This window comes from Glycomyces sp. NPDC048151 (genome assembly GCF_043202775.1).
GTDB lineage: Bacteria > Actinomycetota > Actinomycetes > Mycobacteriales > Micromonosporaceae > Glycomyces.
On sequence record NZ_JBIDBB010000014.1, the window covers coordinates 42,745 to 58,122 of the forward strand.

Annotated in this window: 17 protein-coding genes; 5 read left to right on the forward strand and 12 right to left on the reverse strand. The window is 69.7% G+C overall.

Features of this window, described 5'->3' with window-relative positions; translation table 11 throughout:
- Nucleotides 1-118 precede the first annotated feature (118 nt).
- The gene (locus tag ACGGCP_RS26145; protein WP_392971432.1) at nt 119-1,321 is read left to right on the forward strand and encodes an MFS transporter; all 1,203 of its coding nucleotides are present in this window, start codon (nt 119-121) and stop codon (nt 1,319-1,321) included.
- Between the two features lie 40 nt (nt 1,322-1,361).
- Here the strand turns inward: ACGGCP_RS26145 and ACGGCP_RS26150 are convergent, their stop codons facing one another.
- Complete coding sequence (locus ACGGCP_RS26150; RefSeq protein ID WP_392971435.1) at nt 1,362-2,786, reverse strand: glycoside hydrolase family 43 protein; 1,425 nt, start codon at nt 2,784-2,786, stop codon at nt 1,362-1,364.
- 250 nt (nt 2,787-3,036) lie between these two features.
- Here ACGGCP_RS26150 and ACGGCP_RS26155 point away from each other — a divergent pair, with 250 nt between their 5' ends.
- On the forward strand, nt 3,037-3,741 hold the full coding sequence (locus tag ACGGCP_RS26155; RefSeq protein ID WP_392971438.1) for a hypothetical protein: 705 nt from the start codon (nt 3,037-3,039) through the stop codon (nt 3,739-3,741).
- A gap of 71 nt (nt 3,742-3,812) precedes the next feature.
- Here the strand turns inward: ACGGCP_RS26155 and ACGGCP_RS26160 are convergent, their stop codons facing one another.
- From ACGGCP_RS26160 to ACGGCP_RS26190, 7 genes are all read right to left on the reverse strand, one after another.
- Nucleotides 3,813-4,988, reverse strand: a complete 1,176-nt coding sequence (locus ACGGCP_RS26160; protein ID WP_392971441.1) for a TRAP transporter large permease subunit — start codon at nt 4,986-4,988, stop codon at nt 3,813-3,815.
- Nucleotides 4,989-5,219: 231 nt separating this feature from the next.
- A complete protein-coding gene (locus tag ACGGCP_RS26165) occupies nt 5,220-6,395 on the reverse strand; it encodes an RNA-guided endonuclease InsQ/TnpB family protein (protein ID WP_392971444.1) in 1,176 nt (391 codons plus the stop codon).
- A 10-nt stretch (nt 6,396-6,405) separates the two neighbouring features.
- The gene (locus ACGGCP_RS26170; RefSeq protein ID WP_392971447.1) at nt 6,406-7,617 is read right to left on the reverse strand and encodes a four-carbon acid sugar kinase family protein; all 1,212 of its coding nucleotides are present in this window, start codon (nt 7,615-7,617) and stop codon (nt 6,406-6,408) included.
- Between the two features lie 105 nt (nt 7,618-7,722).
- On the reverse strand, nt 7,723-8,427 hold the full coding sequence (locus ACGGCP_RS26175; protein ID WP_392971450.1) for a FadR/GntR family transcriptional regulator: 705 nt from the start codon (nt 8,425-8,427) through the stop codon (nt 7,723-7,725).
- 76 nt (nt 8,428-8,503) lie between these two features.
- Nucleotides 8,504-9,151 (reverse strand): response regulator, encoded by a 648-nt coding sequence (locus tag ACGGCP_RS26180; RefSeq protein ID WP_392971453.1) that lies wholly within the window; start codon nt 9,149-9,151, stop codon nt 8,504-8,506.
- Nucleotides 9,148-10,320, reverse strand: coding sequence for an ATP-binding protein (locus ACGGCP_RS26185; RefSeq protein ID WP_392971456.1), 1,173 nt, complete (start codon nt 10,318-10,320; stop codon nt 9,148-9,150). The genes ACGGCP_RS26180 and ACGGCP_RS26185 overlap by 4 nt, the downstream gene beginning before the upstream one ends.
- Nucleotides 10,317-11,039 (reverse strand): hypothetical protein, encoded by a 723-nt coding sequence (locus ACGGCP_RS26190; protein WP_392971459.1) that lies wholly within the window; start codon nt 11,037-11,039, stop codon nt 10,317-10,319. The genes ACGGCP_RS26185 and ACGGCP_RS26190 overlap by 4 nt, the downstream gene beginning before the upstream one ends.
- Nucleotides 11,040-11,181: 142 nt before the next feature.
- Between ACGGCP_RS26190 and ACGGCP_RS26195 the strand changes: the two genes are divergently transcribed.
- Nucleotides 11,182-12,282, forward strand: a complete 1,101-nt coding sequence (locus ACGGCP_RS26195) for a hypothetical protein (protein WP_392971462.1) — start codon at nt 11,182-11,184, stop codon at nt 12,280-12,282.
- A 9-nt stretch (nt 12,283-12,291) separates the two neighbouring features.
- The gene (locus ACGGCP_RS26200; protein WP_392971464.1) at nt 12,292-13,089 is read left to right on the forward strand and encodes a hypothetical protein; all 798 of its coding nucleotides are present in this window, start codon (nt 12,292-12,294) and stop codon (nt 13,087-13,089) included.
- Here the strand turns inward: ACGGCP_RS26200 and ACGGCP_RS26205 are convergent.
- Entirely contained in the window at nt 13,086-13,427 is a 342-nt protein-coding gene (locus ACGGCP_RS26205) for a MazG nucleotide pyrophosphohydrolase domain-containing protein (RefSeq protein ID WP_392971467.1), read from the reverse strand. The two genes, ACGGCP_RS26200 and ACGGCP_RS26205, sit on opposite strands and share 4 nt — an antisense overlap.
- 75 nt (nt 13,428-13,502) lie before the next feature.
- Between ACGGCP_RS26205 and ACGGCP_RS26210 the strand changes: the two genes are divergently transcribed.
- Nucleotides 13,503-14,117: a hypothetical protein gene (locus tag ACGGCP_RS26210; protein ID WP_392971470.1), complete on the forward strand. Its 615-nt coding sequence runs from the start codon at nt 13,503-13,505 to the stop codon at nt 14,115-14,117.
- Between the two features lie 9 nt (nt 14,118-14,126).
- Here the strand turns inward: ACGGCP_RS26210 and ACGGCP_RS26215 are convergent, their stop codons facing one another.
- The 3 genes from ACGGCP_RS26215 to ACGGCP_RS26225 are packed head-to-tail and all read right to left on the reverse strand — an operon-like array spanning nt 14,127 to nt 15,321.
- Entirely contained in the window at nt 14,127-14,444 is a 318-nt protein-coding gene (locus tag ACGGCP_RS26215; protein WP_392971473.1) for a DMT family transporter, read from the reverse strand.
- Complete coding sequence (locus ACGGCP_RS26220) at nt 14,444-14,794, reverse strand: DMT family transporter (protein WP_392971476.1); 351 nt, start codon at nt 14,792-14,794, stop codon at nt 14,444-14,446. Before ACGGCP_RS26220 ends, ACGGCP_RS26215 begins: the two co-directional genes overlap by 1 nt.
- Complete coding sequence (locus ACGGCP_RS26225) at nt 14,791-15,321, reverse strand: TetR/AcrR family transcriptional regulator (protein ID WP_392971479.1); 531 nt, start codon at nt 15,319-15,321, stop codon at nt 14,791-14,793. The genes ACGGCP_RS26220 and ACGGCP_RS26225 overlap by 4 nt, the downstream gene beginning before the upstream one ends.
- Nucleotides 15,322-15,378 lie beyond the last annotated feature (57 nt).

Sequence of the window (15,378 nt, forward strand, 5' to 3'; positions counted from 1 at the left end):
GTTTGTGAACTCCGTGAACGCGACGCGTCGAATTCGTTTGTCGAACGCTAAACCTCGCTGCAGACTGGTCCACCGGGGCCTGCGGCAGCGGCCCTGAACGCCGCCCGATTGGACCGCCGTGACCAGCACCGCCCTGCCCGCCCGCACCGATCCAGCGCTCGTGCACTGGCGCAACGCCGTGTTCGCGGTGTTCGCCCTCTCCGGGTTCGTGTTCGCCAACTGGGCCGCGCGCGTCCCGAACATGCGCGACATCCTCGGCGCCTCGACGCAGGAGATGGGCGTGCTCATCCTCGGCCTCTCGGCCGGGGCGATGCTCGGGCTCATCGCCTCGGGCCACGTCGTCGCGCATCTGGGCGCGACGGCCGCGATCCGGTGGTTCCTGGGCCTGACGGCGGTCGGACTGGTCGCGATCGGGCTCATCGCCGGGCTCGCGCCGTCCTACTGGGCGCTGTTCGCCGCGCTCATGGTCCTCGGCGCGGGCAACTCGGTGCTCGACGTCGCGATGAACCTCTCCGGCGCGGCCAACGAGCGGCGCATCGGGAAGACGCTGATGCCGATGTTCCACGCGGGCTTCAGCGTCGGCACCATGCTCGGGGCGGGCCTGGGCGCGCTCACCGAGCAGCTCGGCGTCGCCGCCGGGGTGCACTTGAGCGCGGTAGGGGCCGCGGTGCTGCTGGCCTCGCTCTACGTCGTCAAGTTCCTGCAGCCGGCCGAGGAGCCGCGCGAGGCCGAGCCGGGCGAGAAGACCGGCTGGCGCACCCGCCTGGCCGCGTGGACGGACGTACGCGTCCTGCTCATCGGCCTGATCATCCTCGGCATGGCGTTCACCGAGGGCACCGCGAACGACTGGCTCGGCCTGGCGATGGTCGACGGCTACGGCCTCTCCAACCCCGGCGGCGCGGCGGTGTTCGCCGTGTTCGTCACCGCGATGACGCTCGGGCGCGTCTCCGGCGGCTGGTTCCTCGACCGGTTCGGGCGCGTCCCGGTGCTGGCCGGGTCGGCGCTGCTGGCGCTCGTGGGCCTGCTCCTGGTGATCCTCGGCCCGACCGCGCCGGTCGCGATCGTCGGCACGGTCCTGTGGGGCGTGGGCGCGTCCCTGGGCTTCCCGGTCGGCATGTCGGCCGCCGCCGACGACCCGGTGAAGGCGACGCAGAACGTCGCCGTCGTGGCGACCGTCGGCTACTGCGCGTTCCTCATCGGGCCGCCGCTGATCGGCCTCCTCGGCGACCACGTGGGGCTGCGGAACGCGTTCTACGTGGTGCTCGTGCTCGTCGCGGTGGCGCTGCTGTGCTCCCCCGCGGCGCGGAAGCCGAAGGACTGAACCCGGCGCGGGCGGTGGGGCCCGCGCCGGGCCGATCGGGTCAGGTGGTGACGCGGAAGGTCGCGTCGGCCCGCTCCTGAGTGGTGCTCACCGGGTCGAGTCGCAGCGAGTACCCGTAGTGCCTGATGTACCGGGTCGGGTAGTTGTACGAGGTGAACGAGTTCCACGACGAGTCCGCGAGCCCGGCGACGCGGTTGAACGTGGCGTCGGCGTTGTACGTGCCGCCCGACTCCCTGGGCGCGAGCACGAAGTCGTAGTTGACGTGCCGCAGGAAGTGCCCCGGGAAGTTCACCGACTCGAACGAGACCGCGCTGGAGGACGCCAGGCCGGGGACGACCCGGAACTGAGCGTCCTGCGCGGGGCTCACGCCGGGGTCGATGCGCACGTCGAAGTTGTAATGGCGCACATAGCGGTCCTGGTAGTTGTACGACTGGAGCCGGTTGAACACCGGGGCCTGGTAGCGGCCCAGGACCCGCGTCTCCTCGGCCTGCGTGAGGTTGAGGACGAAACCGTGCCGCTTGAGGTTCCCGCCCATGCTGTAGCCCGAGGCGATGCGGTAGCCGGAGACGGCGGCGGGGTTGGTGGTGAGGACGGGCAGGTAGCCGCGGCCGGTGGCGTACTGGTCGAGCCAGAGCGCCCATTCGTTGCGGTCGTTGAACTTCGCCCACATGGGGCCTTCCACGCCGCCGCCGGTGAGTCCCGAGAGGTCGCCCAGGCGCGTCCACGTGCCGGTGAGCGAGTTGGAGCCCTCGATGACGATCTGGGTGGTCTTGGAGGCGCGGTAGTAGCGGTAGCCGCCGGTGTTGGCCTCGATGATCTGGGTGTCGATGAGCTGCTCGGACCCGGCCAGGTTGATGTAGGTCTGGGGGGTGGTGATGGTCCGGAAGTCGGTGGTGCGGGCGCTCCAGATGCGGTGCTTCTTGACGCCGTTGAGGGTCGAGTTGGTGGCCCAGTACAGCAGGAAGTTCCCGGCTGAGGCGTCCCAGATGGCCTCGGGGGCCCACGCGTCGCCCGCGTCCCCGATCGAGGCGGCGACCGGGAGCAGCCACGGGATCGACCAGTTAACGAGGTCGGTCGACTCCCACACGACGAGGTTGCGGCTGCCGACGTTCTGGGCGTCGCTCCAGGACGTGCCGGATCCGATGTGGAGGTCGGTGGCGACGATCCAGTACCGGTTCCCGGCCGGGTTGCGCACGATGATCGGGTCGCGGACGCCCTTGGTGCCGATGGGGGTGCGCAGGACGATCTGGCCGCGGTTGAGGTCGGTCCAGTTGAGGCCGTTGTCGGAGTGGGCGAGGTAGATCTGCTCGCCGCCGGAGCCCTCGCCGATGAAGTGGGCCATGAGGTAGCCGGTGTAGGCGGTCTGCGCCGCCGCGGGCGATGCCGGGACGAGCGCGGCGGCGGGCACTGCCGCGGCGGCCGCGAGCAGGCCGCGGCGGGACAGTCTTGAGGAAGGTGTCGACATTGACGCTCCAAGGGGAAGTGCTGCCGGAATGATGATGTGAAGGGTAACAACACACATCGATGTAGTCAATATCTTCGATATTCACCGAGAGCGCTCCGCGCCGCGGTCGCGCGCACCCCTGTTTGTCAATCTCTGGAATCAAGTATCCAGATATAGACAGATACTTTGTTGCATGATCTAATCAACTGATCGATGTTCGTAGATATACGGATGTCTCAGGCCGAATCTCCTTGAGGAAGGCGAGACCTTCATGCAGCGCAGATCGCTTCTCACCGCGGCCCTGGCCGCGCCCCTGGCCACCGTCGGCGCCGTCGGCGCCCTCCAGTCGCCCGCCCAGGCCGCCGCCTGGTACACCGAGGACGACTGGGGCAAGTGGACCGAGGGCGCGTACACGGTCAACAACCACGTCTGGGGCAGCGGCGCGGGCTTCCAGTCCGCGTGGGCGAACTCCCACTCCACCTGGGGCGTCTGGGCCGACCACCCCAACACCGGCGGCGTCAAGTCCTACCCGCACGTCGCCTACCAGCTCGGGCGCGACGTGTGGAACATGGGCAACGTCTCCAGCAACCACAACGTCACCGTGCCCACGGGCTCCAACCTCGCCTACTGCACCACCTACGACGTGTGGGGCAACGACCACGACTACGAGATCATGATCTGGACGCAGTGGCAGGGCGCGGTCGGTCCGATCGGCTCCTACGTCACCGACGTCAGCCTCGGCGGCCGCTCCTGGGCGTACTACCAGGGCAGCAACGGGTCCAACGCCGTCCACAGCTTCCTGGCGCGCCAGCACACCACCGACTCCTGGGTGGACATCACCGCGCACGCGCAGTGGCTGGTCGCCAACGGCCGCATGCCGCGCGTCACCATCGGCGAGATCGCGTTCGGCTTCGAGATCACCTCGTCGACCGGCGGCTACAACTTCGCCTGCAACAGCTACGACGTGTGGGCGTAGTAGCGCGCGCGAGGACCGCCGGGCCTTTCGGCCCGGCGGTCCTCGTGTCGCTTCGGAAGCTGCTCTTTGGGTCAGCTCGCGGGGATGAGCACGTACAGGCCCGCGGTGATCGCGAATCCGAGCAGGCCGAGGACCGTGGTCATCGGCGTCCAGACCCTGAGGCCGTCCTTGACCGAGAGGCCGAGGTAGCGGGTCACGATCCAGAAGCCCGAGTCGTTCACGTGGCTGAGGCCCAAGGCGCCGTAGCCGATCGCGAGCGCGACGAGCGCCAGGTGGACCGGGTCGAGCCCGAGCGCCTGCACGGCCGGGAGCATGAGCCCGGCGGCGGTCGTGATCGCCACGGTCGCCGAGCCCTGCGCGGCCCGCAGGATCAGCGCGATGAGGAAGACCGCGAGCAGGACCGGGATCCCGGCCGAGGCGAGCGAGTCGGCGACGGCCGCGCCGATGCCGGACTCGGTGAGCACCTTGCCGAAGCCGCCGCCCGCACCGGTCACCAGGATGATGACTGCGGCGGCCGGCAGTGCGGACTCCATGACCTCGCCGAGCTTCGCGGCCGACCACTTGCGGCGCACGCCGAGCACGTACATCGCGACGCCGATGGCGACGGCCAACGCGAAGATCGGCTGGCCGATCATCGACAGGAAGCCGTTCCAGAAGGTGCCGGACTCGAAGCGCGGGGCGATGGTGGTGCCGACCATGATGAGCGCCAGCGGGAGCACGATGATGCCGATGATGGTCCCGGCGCCCGGAGCGGTCTCGCCGTCCTCGATGGTGCCGTTCTTGGGGCCGTCCTCTTTGCCGAAGCTGTCGAAGATCGCCTTGGTGGCGGCGATCATCGAGTACTCGCGGCGGTTGAAGAGCTTGCCGAGGAAGTAGGCGGCGAAGGCGAGCGGGACGGAGACGGCGAGCGAGAGGATCGTGATCCAGCCGACGTCGGCGCCGAGGATGGCGGCGCCGCCGACGATGCCCGGGTGCGGCGGGACGGCCACGTGCACGGCGAGCATGATGCCCGCGACGGGCAGGCCGAACTTGATCGGGTTGAGCCCGGCGGCCTGCCGCAATACGCAGATGATCGCGATCATGATGCTGAGCCTGGCGTCAAAGAGATCCACACTCTCCAGGAGCACGCTTGAAGCGATAAGCCCGACACCAACCGGCTTGTGGCCCAGCCAGCTTGTTAACCGCCGCGCGGGTACGACGACGCCGGAGATCTCGATGATCCTGCCGAGGGTGAACCAAAGCCACAATCAGGACTGCGGCGGGCCCGAGAGTATCTCTCTCGCATGAGGTGAAGACCGGGGTTACACCGATCCGCTCCGTCTCCCCATCTCGGTCGGACGTCGAAGTGGGCGGAAAACCTGTCCCAACGCCGATAATCGATCCGGGTACAGGCCCTAAGAACGCCTGCATCGTCAACTTCTCGACCCCGAGGGGCTGAGCGTGTAAGTGGCGTCCGCGGCTGGCTGTCGCGGTCGCTCCTACATCCGGCACCCTCTTAACGGCGCTGGGACGCGTGACTCACGCCCCGCTGCCCACGCAGCCTCGCCGCGAGCGGCGATGTTGCGGGAAGCGTTGCGATCGGCGTGGGCAACGACCCCGCACGACCGGCACCGGAACTCGGCCTGATTCGGCCGGTTCCGTTTGTCGATGTGATGGCACTGGGCGCACTCCTGGCTCGTGTACGCCGAATCTACGAACACCACGGGCACCCCGGCGCGGCGCGCCTTGTAATCGATGAACGCGCCGAGCTGCCCGAATGCCCAGGAGTGCAAGGTGACCCGTTGGGGCTTGCGAAGCCGTACCCGGTCGCGGATGCCCCTGAGGTCTTCCAGGGCTATGCCGCGACCGGTGCGTTGCGCCTCGGTCACGATGCGTTTGGCGATGACATGGTTGGTGTTGGCTGCGTGCCGCCGTTCACGGCGGCTGCGGAGCTTCAGCAGTCGCTTCGCGGCCTTGGTCTGCTTCGTCTGAAGCCGACGCCTCAGCTCGACCTGGCGTTTGCGGTGGCGGTTGAGTCCTCGCCCGGCGAGGCGGATACCGGTCGATGTCGTTGCAATGTTCACGATCCCGAGGTCCACGCCGATGAAGCCCACAGGATCGATGAGTTCGGCTTCGGGGACTTCGCAGGTCGCGATCAGGTAGAACTCGCCGTCGCGGTGCACCAGGTCGGTCTCGCCCTTGCGGTGCTCGCGAAGTGTCTTGACTTGGTCGGGCCCGCCAGCGAACCGGATGCCTTTGAGGCGACCGTGAACCGTCCAGATCGATACAGTCCCGGCATTGACCTGCCAGGACAGGCACCGGTCGTCGAAAGCCTGCGCCGCATCCGAACGAAACACGACCGGCTTCGATTCAGCCTTGCGGCGCCGCTTCGACCCAGGCTTCCCGAGATTTCCGGCCCGCAGCGTTGCGCGGAGCGCGGAGTAGGCATCGGCGACCTTTCGGATCACATGCAGCGCAGGCTGAGCCGAAAGACCACGAGATTTCAAGTCCTGATAGGCAAGTCGCTGAAGGTTAGCCCGAGTCGGCGGCTCGTCGCCTCTGGAGGCGAGTTCCGACAGCCGATTCGCGGCGTCGTTGCAGACACGCAAAGTCGCTGCCAGCGCCGCATTCGCATCGGCGTCTGGCAACAGCTTCACGACCACAACTTGCTTCATGGCAATGACTTTAGGCCAGCGGTACGACATTTTGAGGATGCGACACACCCTCGCTCTTCGCTTTAGCCAACCAAGTCCAGCTGCTAGCCCGGGCGAAGCACCCAGTGCTGCTCAAGGAAGCTTGGCGGCCGGTCAGGAGTTCGCGGGTGGTGTGGACGATGACGGTGCCGTCTTCGAGGGCGTTCGCGACCGCGGCGGCCTGCGCTTCGAGGTGGCCGTCCCGGCGGCTGTCGACCAGTTGCCGGACGTCGATTTCGACGGTGGCCGTGCCGGGCCTGGCCTCGCGGAGGGCGTCGAGCTGGGCGGTGGTGAGCGGGACGTGGCTGCCGACGACGACGAGGCCGCCGCGGTCGTTGGCGAAGTCGATGCGGTCGCGGGTGACCGGCGCGGCGATGTCCTGCCCAATGTGGGCGCGCACGTAGGGCGGTCCGACGCGCAGGAGCGCTTGGCGGCCTTCGCGTTCGAGGCGGTGGAGGGCGAGGGCGACGACGCGCATGTCGGTCTCGTCCACGACGTCGACGGCGACGACCGTGCCTTCGGCGAGGCCGCGGAGGAACTCGGCGACAGCGTCGGTCCCGCTGCGGATGATGTCGACGGTGAGGGCGGCGACCTCGATCGCGCGGATCCTGCCGCCGGTCTTCTCCTCGACCCAGGTGCGCAGGTCGGAGGAGTAGAAGCCGAAGGTGGCGTCCTGCGCGAAGGCGGTCTCGCCGACGGGGGTGGCCTCGCCGTCGACGACCCAGTAGTGGACCGAGTCGAGGGTGATGCGCCCGGCGTCGGGGAACGCGGGGACGAGGAGGGTGAGCGCGGGGCGGGTGCCGCCGTGGGCCTCGATGGCTTCGGCGAGGACGTCGGTCTCGAGCGGGAAGTGGCCGCGGAGGGTGGAGTCGGAGCGGGAGACGAAGGTGAGGCGCTTCCCGGCGCGGGCGGCGGCGGCCAGCGCGGCGGCGGCGATCTCGCGGTTGCGCCGTTCGGCGGTCTCGGGGTCGAGGGAGCGGGTGTTGGTGAGGACGTAGACGGCGTTCGCGCCGGTGGCGAGCGCCCAGTCGAGGTCGGCGGGTTCCCAGCGGGTGAGGACGGGGAGTCCGGCGACGGACTGGGTGCCGGTGGGGTCGTCGTCGAGAACCACGAGGACGGAGGCCGGGTCGGCCTGGGCGCGCACGTCGGCGGCGGTGACCGCGGCGGGTGCCGGTACGGAGGCGAGCAGCGTCGCGACGTCCACGTGAACTCCTTCGTTCGCTCTCAGACTTGAGCCCGAGTTATCAGATATCAGATATCCTGCCTCGGAAATCGGCCGTCGTCAAATCGGAGCGATCGACACGGCGCGCTAGCGGCGCGAATGCACGTATTCCAGCAGGTCGCCGCGGGTCTGGTCCATGTGGCTGGCCATGGCGTCCCGGGCGGCGAGGCGGTCGCCGGAGGCCAGCGCCGCGACGATCGCGGTGTGCTCGGCGATGGCGTGCTCGCGGATCTCGGCGACGGCGCTGGTCTCGCTGCGGGTCTCGGCGAGCAGGGTGGTCAGCGGCAGGAGGGCCGCCACGAGGATGCGGTTGTCGGCGGCGCGGAGGATGACATCGTGGAACTCGAGGTCGGCGGCGACGAACGCGGCCACATCGGTCCGGGCGTGGGCGGCCTTCATCCGCTCGATGAGGTCGCGCATCGCGTCGAGGTCGGTCGCCGTGCGGCGCTCGGCCGCGAGCTGCGCGGCGCCGGTCTCGATCATCATGCGCACCTCGAGGAGTTCGAGCGAGGACCGCTCCCGCTCCCCCGCGCTGCGGGCGTGGCGCACGACGGCCTCGAGCCCGGTCCACTGCGCGACCGGCGCGACCCGGTGGCGGCGGCCCGGCACCTGGACGATGACGCCCTGGGCCTGGAGCAGGCGCACGGCCTCGCGCAGCGTGAGCCGGGAGACGTGCAGCTCCTCGGCGAGCACGCCTTCGGGCGGCAGCGGTTCGCCCGGTCGCAGCTTGCCGTCGATGATGGCGTCGAGGACCTGTTCGACCGCCTCTTGCGTCCGTGACGCTCGCGCCATCGGCCCTCCTCCTGTGGATGTGCTTCGAGGGTAAGGCAGTTGGCACTCCAGCGTGGAACGAGGTCGCAACTGCGGCTTATGCGGTCACTTGGCCGGTGGACCAGGCCCACGCGGCGATCTCGACGCGGTTGCGCACGCCGAGCCGCCGCTGCACGTTCGCCAGGTGGTTCTTGACGGTGCCCGCGCTGATGAACAGCTCCGCGGCGATCTCGTCGTTCTGGAGCCCGCGCGCGACGAGCCGGACCACTTCGAGTTCGCGTTCACTCAGGGCCTCACCGGTCCTGGTGGGGGCCTGCGGCGGGATCATCTTGCGCAGCAGCTTGACCGTGATCTGCGGGCTGATGAGGGTCTCGCCGGAGACGGCGGCGCGGATCGCCTCGACGAGAAGGTTCGGGCCGGAGCGTTTGAGGAGGTAGCCGCATGCGCCTTCGCGCAGGGCGGTGTACACGTACTCGTCGAGGTCGAACGTGGTCACCACGACGACCTTCAGCGGGTCGGCGGCCTCGGGCCCGGCGAGGCGGCGGGTGAGTTCGAGGCCGTCCATCACGGGCATGCGGATGTCGGCGAGGACCACGTCGGGGCGCAGCAGCTCCGCTTGAGCGAGGGCGCTCTCGCCGTCGGCGGCCTCGGCGACCACACGCATGTCCGGCTGGGCGTCGATGACCATGCGGAAGGCGTCGCGGATGCCCTCCTGGTCGTCGGCGACGAGGACCCTGATGGTCACAGCGGCACTCCTATCTCGTTGTCCTGCAACGGCAGACACAGGGTGATCCGCCAGCCAGCAGGTTCGCGCGGCCCGGCCTCGAAGCTCCCGCCGAGGCTCTCGGCGCGCTCGGCCATACCGGCGAGACCGAGGCCGGAGGAATCGCGGGCGGCCGGCTTCGGGGAGCCTTGGCCGTCGTCCTCGATGCGCAGACGCAGCAATCCGTCTACTTCAGACAATTCGATCGACACCGTTGCGGCCGTGGGCGCATGACGGCGCACGTTCGTGAGCGCTTCGGTGACCGCACGGTGCACCACGGCACCGCTCTCACGCGACACGGGCTGCGACTGCCGCAGATCGAGCACCGCCTGCGGACCGCCGCCCGCGTTGAACCGCTCGACCAGCGCGCCGAGATCGTCGACGCCGCCGACAGGAGCGCGGGCGGCCTCCCCCGGGTCGCGCAGAAGCGCCAGCGTCCGGTCCATCGAGCCGAGCGCCCGGACTCCGGCGGTCTCGATGCGCTCCAACAGCTTCGCGATCTCAGGCCGGCCTTCGCCGAACACGAACCGGCCCGCCTGGGCTTGGGCGACGATCTCGCTGATGTCGTGCGCGACGAAGTCGTGCAGGTCGTTCGCGAGGTCGAGCCGCTGTTCGCGCCGGGCGTCGACCACGGCCCTGCGGCGGCCGTAGTCGAGCCAGCGCAAGTAGGCCGCGACCGAAGCCGCGCCGACACTCGGCAGCAGCCAGAACAGGCTGACCGCGGCGACCTGGATCGCACTGCCCTCCAGCGCGAACCGCTGCCAGACCAATGCGCTCGCGAACGCGGGCGCCACAGCCGTGACCGCCATGGGGACGCGCCCCGACCAGCGCACGACAAGATAGACGGCGAGCGCCAGCGCCGCCGACTCGACCAGCATCCAGACACCGGTAGACCCGCCGGGTTCGGGCTGGCCTCCGGGGAACGCGGCCCGGACGAGCAGGGTCGACGCCAGCGAACCGGCCGCCGCCAGCAAACCGATGCCGGGAAGGAAACGGCGCAGCACCGGCCACCAGAACGCCACAGCGGTGAGCAGCAGACCGACCGTCCCGACCCCGATGACATGGGCCGCAGGCGAAGGGCGCAGCCACAGCACGCCGTAGCCGAGGACGAGCAGGCCGACGATCGCCGCCGGTATCCGCGCGAACCTCATCGGCCGCGGCTCGCGAACACGGCCTCGACCTCCACCAGCGGCTCCCGCGCGTCCCGAGTCGCAGCGTTCGCCCGCGCCTCGGCCAGCGCGGCCCGCAGCGCAGGACCGGTCAGCCACTCGATCACCTGCGCATCCCGGCCGTCCCAGAACGCATTCGTCAGCCGGGGCACCTCGCTCCTCCAGCTGGTCGAGTACTGCAGCAGGTCCCGAAGCTCGTTCGCCGCCGCAGTCCGGCGCAGGGAGGCGGCCCATTCGTCGAGATAGGGCGTGAGATCGTCTTCGGCGTTGCCGATGGCGCACAGTACGGTATCGGCGCCCCAGTTGTCGGGATGCCCGCTCAGCACCTGCCGCCAGCTGGCCCACAGGACGCCGCGAATCGCCGCCTGTTCTTCGGCGGTCCACGTCTCCCACTCCGCGTCGCGCAGCCGTCCGGCCAGCGGTTCGAGGTCGGGCCAGTTGAACCCGTCCGTGCAGGCGATCTCGAGGATGCGCGGGAGGAAGTAGCGGAAGTCCGCGACGCTCCCGACGGTGAGCAGCACTGAGGCCGCGTACGGCCGCAGCTCGTCGGCGCTCAGGTCCCGGAGGGGAACCGGCCGCAGTACCGCAGCGGCCTCCTGCTCGGTCCAGCAGTGATCGCACCGGTCGATCGTCTCGGGGCGCGGCACCGACTCGAATGCGGCGTAGAGCCGGTCGACGGCATCAGCGAGGGACTCGGACACCCGCCGACTATAGACGCGAGTGCGCCTCCGCGCCGAGCCCGAATTCGCGATAGGCCGTTCGGCACATCAGCCCGCCCCGCACCGCGCCGAAAGGGCAATTCGGCACATGGGCGCGGGGCGCTGGCGGCCCGAGGATTGAGGCATGACAACGCAACTGGTGAAAACGCAACGGCGCCAGACGAACTGGCCCCGGTGGATCGGCTACGCGGCCGCCGCCCTCTCGCTCGCCTACGGGGCTCTCGGCCTGTTCTGGGCCCTCGGCGGCCCCGGTTTCCCGATCGGCGTAGGCGACGAGGAACTGATGGCCGAGCCCGACTTCGCGTTCAAAGTCTCGCTCCTGGCCCACGCCACTCCGGCCGTCGCGGGGCCGATCATCGCCGCGCTCGGGGCGCTCGGCGCGGCGGCGGGCGTGCTCATGGCCCGCGGCTACCGGGAAGGGGCCGCGCGGTGGCTGCTCCCGGCGTTCGCCTACACGATGGCGCTGGGCCTGTCGGTCGTCATCCAGGACTACCGGCCGCTCGTGGTCATCGCCTACACGCCGGTCCTGGCGATCGCGAAGACGTTCTTCGGCTGGCCCGAGCACGCGGGCTGGGGCGACCTCTACCACCCCGAGCGCGTCAACCTGCTGTTTCTGCTGCTGCTCGGCGTCGTCTGGGCGATGACCGCTGTCGCCTACCGCCGCAAGGCGGTCGGGGTCTGCGGCGACTGCGGTCGGACCGGGCGGGAGGGCCTGTCGCTCCTGCAGCGCTGGGGCCGTCCGGCGACGTGGACCGCGTTCGCGATCCCGTTCGTCTACGCCGTGACCCGCTGGGCGTGGGCGCTCGGCTTCAATCTCGGCATCGACCCAGAGTTCTACGCCGAGGGCCAGGAGCAGGGACTGTGGCTGGCGGGGGCCGGGTTGGCGACGCTGGGCGCGGTCGGCGCGGTGCTCACGCTCGGGTTGATGCAGCGGTGGGGCGAGGTCTTCCCGCGCTGGATGATCGGCCTGCGCGGCAAGCGTGTCCCGCCGATGCTCGCGGTCGTCCCGGCCACGCTCGTCGCGGTCCTGGTGGCCTCGGCAGGCGGCATGTACATCCGGGTCGTGCTCGCCAGAGGCGGCGTCACGGCCGCGACCTGGCCGATGGAGCTGCCGGAGACGCTGTGGGTGGTCTGGGGTGCGGCACTGTTCACCGCCGCGATGGCCTACCGCGAACGCCGCCGAGGCGCATGCGCGACCTGCAGCCGGGACGCGATCGCCAAGTAACATACGACTGTGCGAAAACTTCACATCAGTCTCACTGCCGCAACCGCGTTGACCCTCGCCGGTTGCGGCCTCGTCGACGCCGTGACCGGCAAGCAGGAGTACGGCGGCATCGCGGATACCACCCTCGTGTACTGGGAATCGGCGCCGGAGAAGGTCGACATCAGAGGCCAGCGCCTCGACGAGCCGGTGCTGGACACGATCGCGCAGGACAGCACGTTCACCGTCCTGTGCGCGCTCCACGCCGAGGGCACGGACTACTACAAGACCGAGCAGACCGTGGCCGAGGGCTGGTCCGACTACAGCTGGGAGGCATGGGTCTACGCCGACGGCGTCCGGCTCCGGTCAGGCGAGGACTACCTGGGCGCGGGCGAGGTGCCCGACGACATCAAGACCTGCCGGGACGACGAGCCGGAGACCGTGGCCGGACCGGAAGCGCCGGACGTGCACCACCGGGCGTTCGTCGTGCCCTCCGGCGATGAGGAATGGCTGTACCTGGGCGTCTCCTATGCCACGTTCAACGGGATGGGCGGCGACTTCGAGCACATCGTCATGCCCGGCCGGGCCGAGATCGACGTCCACTGTGTCAGGACCACGACCCGCGTCACCGAAGAGCCGGGCATCTACCTGGAGGAGAAAGTCCCGAACTACCTCGCGACCTACGACGGCGTCACCGGGTACGTCGATCCGCTGTGGGTCTACTTCGCCGAGGACCCCGCCGAGGTCCCCGCCTCCCTTGACTACGACGCGCAGACCGGCACCGTCTCCGATCACGGCGATGTTCCCGACCTGCAGGAGTGCCCCGACTAGGGGGCTTCGTGAGGCGCGGCGAGCTTCGCCGCGAGCCGTGTCTCCATCTGCGCCATGGTGTTCGCGTAGGCCGCCGCGAGGTCGACGCCGTAGCGGTCGGCGAGCATCAGCACCGACCACAGGCAGTCGGCGAGCTCGTGTTCGAGCGCCTCGCGCCCGCCGGGGTAGGTGCGGACGTTCTCGGCGACCTGCACCTGCCGCACCAGGTCCCCCACGTCGCCGACGAACCCGAGCGCGATGTCCAGGCCCGTCCAGGCTTTCTGGCCGTTCGCCTCGTTGAGTTCGTCGAACAGGTCCGACAGGCGGTTCGCCTTCGCAGTGGCCTCAGTGATGTCCATGCGACCCATTCTGCCAATGCGTTTGGGCACCAACGGATTAGTATCGGGGCCTTTGGTGCGCAGACGGAGGTTGACATGGCACATCCCCCGGTGTACGAGGGCCCGCCGCCGTTCACGCCTCGGCCTGCGGCGGTCGCCGCCGTCGTGTGGATCCAGTGCGTCACCGCCGTCGTGCTGGTCGTGAGCGCCGTCGGCTTCCTCGTGGTGAAGGGGACGGTGCGGGGCGAGGCGGAGCGGCTCATGCACCACGACATCACTGGCGATTTCGAGATCGCCTCGGGTGAGATCGCCTGGGCCATCGAGGGTTCGTTCACTCAGGCGGCGGTGTTCCATGTCGTGCTCGCGGCGGTCTTCGCGGTGCTCGCCGCGCTCAACGCCCAGGGCGCGGGGGCGGCTCGGGTCCTCACGTTCGTCATGTCCGGAGTCGTGCTCGGCTGCTGCCTGCCGGTCGGCGTGTTCACCCGGACGAACGACGACTTCTTCGCCCACCGCTCGCTCCTCCCCCAGGACAGCGGCGGGGCCGAATACAGCAACGAGGCGAACGAGTGGATCACGGCGGCCACGCCGCAGTGGGTGACCGCGTTGGACTGGATCTCGGTCCTGCTCATGGCGGGCGGCGCCCTCGCGTTCCTCTCGCTCCTCAACGTCCCGGCCGCCAAGCGCTACTTCCGCGATCAGCGGACCGGCTGACCCGGGTGGTCAGTGGCCTCCGAGCTCGACCAGGATCACCCCGGCGCCGACGAGGGCGATGCCGATGGCCATGAGCTTCGAGAGCGGCTCCTTGAACAGGACGCGGCTGCCGATCGCCGTCAGGGCGACGCCCGCGGCGACCCAGATGCCGTAGGCGACGCCGATGCCCAGGCCGCGGTCGAGCGCGAACGTCAGGCTCGTGAACGCCAGCACGTATCCGACGCCCACCACCGCGTACCAGCGGCGCCTGCCGTCGGAGGCCGCCTTCAGCGACAGGCTCGCCGCGACCTCCGAGAGGATCGCTCCGATCAGGAACACCCAGGCCATCACGCCGCCTCCGCCTTCGCGCGGGCGGCCGCCCGCTCCGCGCCGATCTCGATCGTGAACACCCCGGCGATGATCAGCGCGATCCCGGCGCCCATGACCGCTGTGAGCGGCTCGCCGTACAGGACCGCGCCGAAGACGGCCGTGAGCACGACACCCATTGCGCCCCAGACGCCGTAGGCCACCCCGAGCGGCATACCCGACTTGAGGACCAGGCTCAGGAACGTGAACGCCGAGAGGAACCCGGCGACCACCAGGACGTACAGCCAGGGGTGCGCGATCGCCGCTTTCAGCGACAGCGAAGCCGTCACCTCGCTGGCGATCGCCCCGGCCAGGAGCAGCCACTTCCTCATCGCGCTCCCTCCAGCATGGACTGCGCCAGGTCCCGCAGGCCGGCCCGGGTCTCCTCGTCCGGCGGGTGGTTGCGCATCGCCTCGGCGAACCACAGGCCGTCGGCCATGAGCCGCACGGCCGTCAGCCGCACCCGCTCCGCGGCCGGAAGGTCCGCGGGCAGCGCCAGCCACGACTCCATCCGCTCGACCCAGTGGGCCGTCAACCGCTCGCACAGGCGCGGGTCGGCGAACATCACCAGGTCGCCCAGGTCCGGTTCGTCGACGAGCGTCCACTCCAGATACGCGCGCATGCGCGCCGTCGGAGTGGCCGCCTCGACCGGGCCTGCGAGGAACCCCGTGAGCCGCTCCTCCCAGCCGTCGACCACGCGGTCGACCAGCGCCAGCATGAGCGCTTCCTTCGTCGGGAAGTGGTACATGAGGCCGGGCTTGGTCAGCCCGGCGCGTTTGGCGGCCGTCTCCAGGGAGACCGACCCGCCTTCCTTGAGCAGCGCGAGCGCGCCGTCCAGGATCTGCTCTCTCGAACCCATGACGCCACTTTACCTTCCGGAAGGTTGGTGTGCCGACCGGGCGCCTGCGACTGGCCG

Bases quoted from the DNA above. Each gene is read 5' to 3' on its own strand.
- ACGGCP_RS26150 (WP_392971435.1), bottom strand. From the start codon at position 2,786: ATGTCGACACCTTCCTCAAGACTGTCCCGCCGCGGCCTGCTCGCGGCC.
- ACGGCP_RS26155 (WP_392971438.1), top strand. From the start codon at position 3,037: ATGCAGCGCAGATCGCTTCTCACCGCGGCCCTGGCCGCGCCCCTGGCC.
- ACGGCP_RS26165 (WP_392971444.1), bottom strand. From the start codon at position 6,395: ATGAAGCAAGTTGTGGTCGTGAAGCTGTTGCCAGACGCCGATGCGAAT.
- ACGGCP_RS26175 (WP_392971450.1), bottom strand. From the start codon at position 8,427: ATGGCGCGAGCGTCACGGACGCAAGAGGCGGTCGAACAGGTCCTCGAC.
- ACGGCP_RS26185 (WP_392971456.1), bottom strand. From the start codon at position 10,320: ATGAGGTTCGCGCGGATACCGGCGGCGATCGTCGGCCTGCTCGTCCTC.
- ACGGCP_RS26195 (WP_392971462.1), top strand. From the start codon at position 11,182: ATGACAACGCAACTGGTGAAAACGCAACGGCGCCAGACGAACTGGCCC.
- ACGGCP_RS26205 (WP_392971467.1), bottom strand. From the start codon at position 13,427: ATGGACATCACTGAGGCCACTGCGAAGGCGAACCGCCTGTCGGACCTG.
- ACGGCP_RS26210 (WP_392971470.1), top strand. From the start codon at position 13,503: ATGGCACATCCCCCGGTGTACGAGGGCCCGCCGCCGTTCACGCCTCGG.
- ACGGCP_RS26215 (WP_392971473.1), bottom strand. From the start codon at position 14,444: ATGGCCTGGGTGTTCCTGATCGGAGCGATCCTCTCGGAGGTCGCGGCG.
- ACGGCP_RS26220 (WP_392971476.1), bottom strand. From the start codon at position 14,794: ATGAGGAAGTGGCTGCTCCTGGCCGGGGCGATCGCCAGCGAGGTGACG.
- ACGGCP_RS26225 (WP_392971479.1), bottom strand. From the start codon at position 15,321: ATGGGTTCGAGAGAGCAGATCCTGGACGGCGCGCTCGCGCTGCTCAAG.